The organism is Pseudoselenomonas ruminantium, from assembly GCF_900142515.1.
Lineage (GTDB): Bacteria > Bacillota > Negativicutes > Selenomonadales > Selenomonadaceae > Selenomonas_A > Selenomonas_A ruminantium_D.
The window spans coordinates 1-3,211 of sequence record NZ_FRBC01000054.1; the positions used below are offsets into that span (position 1 = coordinate 1).

1 protein-coding gene is annotated in these 3,211 nt (G+C 42.5%); it reads left to right on the plus strand.

Annotated features, from left to right (window positions below; translation table 11 throughout):
• Positions 1 to 246: 246 nt before the first annotated feature.
• Complete coding sequence (locus BUB68_RS14785) at positions 247 to 3,150, plus strand: AAA domain-containing protein (RefSeq protein WP_073093055.1); 2,904 nt, start codon at positions 247 to 249, stop codon at positions 3,148 to 3,150.
• Positions 3,151 to 3,211 lie beyond the last annotated feature (61 nt).

The following is a 3,211-nucleotide window of genomic DNA, read 5'->3' on the forward strand; positions in this document are numbered from 1 at the left end:
TGGCATGATGGCAACCTCCAATTTTCGTTACCTATACTATATCATGCACTCTTAAAATTTTCAGTACTGGTCTGAATTCATGGGCCCATTATAGAGATTGAAAAAACTATAACCTTTGACGAAGATTCCAACAGGGTTCAAGATGCTAAAAAATGGGCTGAAATTCGTAATCCATGGGTAGCAGATCAAGAGCGTATCGATAGAACTCGCATCATCTTTGACAAGATTTATAGTGAATACTATGCCATGAAACGTGATGGTGAATCTGAAGAAGTCATTTTGGCAAATGGAATTTTTTGCGATGCGTTGAATTTAGCAGTGTGTCATCCTATTTTGACACGTCGTGTTAAATTTGGTTTTGATGCAGATAGTAATACCGTATTTATCAAGGATACGGATGTTGAGCCTGAGCTTTATACGGATGTGTTGAAGGCACTGAATGCTGTAAATTTGCAGGAACTTAATTCTTTACAGGAAACACTAGTGGAAAATGACTATCATCCATTGGATCGTAATGATACGCCAGGATTTTTGAAGGTTTTGATACGCCAGCTGTCATCGGACAGCCTTTATTCGGACAATGGTGTCCCGGATGACTGGAAACAGCATAATCGTTTTCTCCTTTACAATGCACCCTGTTTTATTATCCGAAAACGACAGGATGGAACTGTCAGAGCGATTGAGAAAATTACCGAAGCTATTGAGTCCGGCGTCGAAATTCCGAAGACATTGATTGATCTTGTTAGCGGTGGCAAAGCGGATGTACCTCCTGAGGAAAAGGAATATTCCATCGAAGAACAACTGGCAATGGTAGGCGGCGAAAGTGTTGATGTACTGCTTAGCAAAGAAGCTAATCGCGAGCAGCTGGAGATTGCTCAGCGTATAGAGAACTATAATGCAGTCTTGGTTCAAGGGCCTCCTGGCACAGGTAAGACACATACTATTGCCAATCTGTTGGGGCATTTCATAGCTCAGGGGAAGAGTGTGCTTGTTACCAGTCATACAACAAAGGCACTGGATGTCCTGAAAGATAAAATAGCGCCAGGCCTGCAGAGTCTTTGTGTCTCTTTACTTGATGATTCCAATAAAGACATGGAGACCTCTGTTGAAGGTATCACAAGCTTCATGTCGCAGTATTCCTCAAGCAGTATCAAAAAGGAAATGGAGACCATTGGTGAGGAACGCAAAAGCATCATCGCTGGACTGGCAAACGTCAGAAAAAGGATTTTCATGAGCATCCAGAAAGAATGTGCGTCCATTACATATCAAGGAGAAAGTCTTACTCCGACTGAGGCTGCGAAATATGTGGCTATGAATCAGGAAAAGCTGGATTATATTCCTGGAACTGTTAAGGTCGATTCTGCCCTACCACTGACTTATGATGAGCTGGTTGAGCTATACCGTAGTAACGAAATCATAACAGATACGGATGCTACAGAATTAAGCTATGATTTGCCTTCGCCGGATGAATTACTGACGGTAACAGAGTTTGAAGAGCTATGCCGGCAATTAGCAAATGTAGAAGCTCATATTGAATCTATCAATAGAGGAGGAAAGCTGTGCGTTAAAGCTTCGGTAGAACAACAATCCATTCAATTTCAGCTGTTTGGTCGGGGTTTTTCTATTGATTATCCAAACAAGGAGTCTCTTAAGGCACTGAAAGATTACTGTAGCCAGTATGGAGAAATCAAACCTTGGCAGCAGGCGGTTGTAGTTGATGGCAAAGCTGGTGGAGGTTTTAGAAATCGTTGGGAAAGCCTTATCCAGCAAATTAATGTGACCAATGACTTAAGTGCCAGATTAGCAGGTAAAGGTTTAGGTAAGAGCGTAGTTTTTGCCGAAGGCATATTTGCAGATGACTTATTAGAACCACTAAAGGAAGCGAAGGGATATTTTGACGAGAATGGTAAGCTTCCCTTTATGTTCTCTATTTTGCATAAGACTTGTGACAAGGCATTGAAATCGGTAAGGGTGTCGGGAAAGGTTCCGTCATCTAGTGAAGACTGTGAATTGGCAATTTTGACGATCGAACTTCGTGCTGCACGGAATATTTGTAACAATTTTTGGAATGAACTCCTGGTACCGTATGGTGTTTCGGAGTTTAATATGTTGGGGCCACAGCCGGAACGAGCTGCCAGCCAGTATACAAATTCAATCAGCAGATATCTGAATTGGACTATCACAGATTATGCCGCTTTTAGTAAATTACTGAAGAATGTCGGCTTCCCTGAATATGATGTGTGTGGAATTTCAGAACTCGATTCAGACCAAACTGCGCTGACCAAACGATTGAAAGCTATCGATGAAACCATTCTATTATGCTGTGATGTGTGCATGGATGTCTGGTCCTTAGCAGAATATAAAGAGAAGCTGGAACAGCTGTCACAGATTGTGACGAAGGACAACCGTGTGAATAGCGATATTCTGCAAAATATATATCATGCCATAACCGCTAGGGACATTGAACGCTACGGATCGTCTTTAGGTCAATTGGTTACAGTCTATGATAAATATAATGTATTGTTTAAGCGCAACGATTATCTGAAGCGGTTGCGTCCGTATGCTCCGGATTGGGCAGAGGCTATCAATACCCATGAAGGTATTCATGGTGAATCTTTGGTGCGCAGTGATATCATGGATGCTTGGAAATGGCGTCAGCTGTCTATGCTCATTGAGGAGATTACCTTGACTCCGCTCAGTGAATATCAGGCGGAGAGCAGGAGACTGAGTAAGGCTTATCGGAAGATTACAGCCGAATATGCAGAGAAATCTGGATGGTACCGACTGCTTTTGAAGACAGAAGCGGATTTGGACTTACAGCAGGCATTGCAGGGCTGGCGAGCTTTGGTTAAGAAAATCGGTAAAGGAACCGGTAAGAGAGCTCCTAAACTGAAGGCTGAGGCAAGGAAGTTGATTGGGAAATGCCAAAATGCCGTTCCCGCGTGGATTATGCCTATCCATAAGGCTATGGAGAACCTGAATCCAGCCAAGAATATCTTTGATGTCGTTATCGTAGATGAGGCTAGCCAGTCAGATATCTCATCATTGGCAATCCTCTATATGGGCAAGAAACTTATCATTGTTGGTGATGATAAACAGGTTAGTCCGATGGCAGTTTATAATGGGCCCCTTGTCAAGACCACATTCTAAAATTTTAAGAGTGTCAGTGAACAGAGTTATCCTACGCAGCGAAGCAACCAAAATAGAATTC

Bases quoted from the DNA above. Each gene is read 5' to 3' on its own strand.
- BUB68_RS14785 (WP_073093055.1), top strand. From the start codon at position 247: ATGAAACGTGATGGTGAATCTGAAGAAGTCATTTTGGCAAATGGAATT.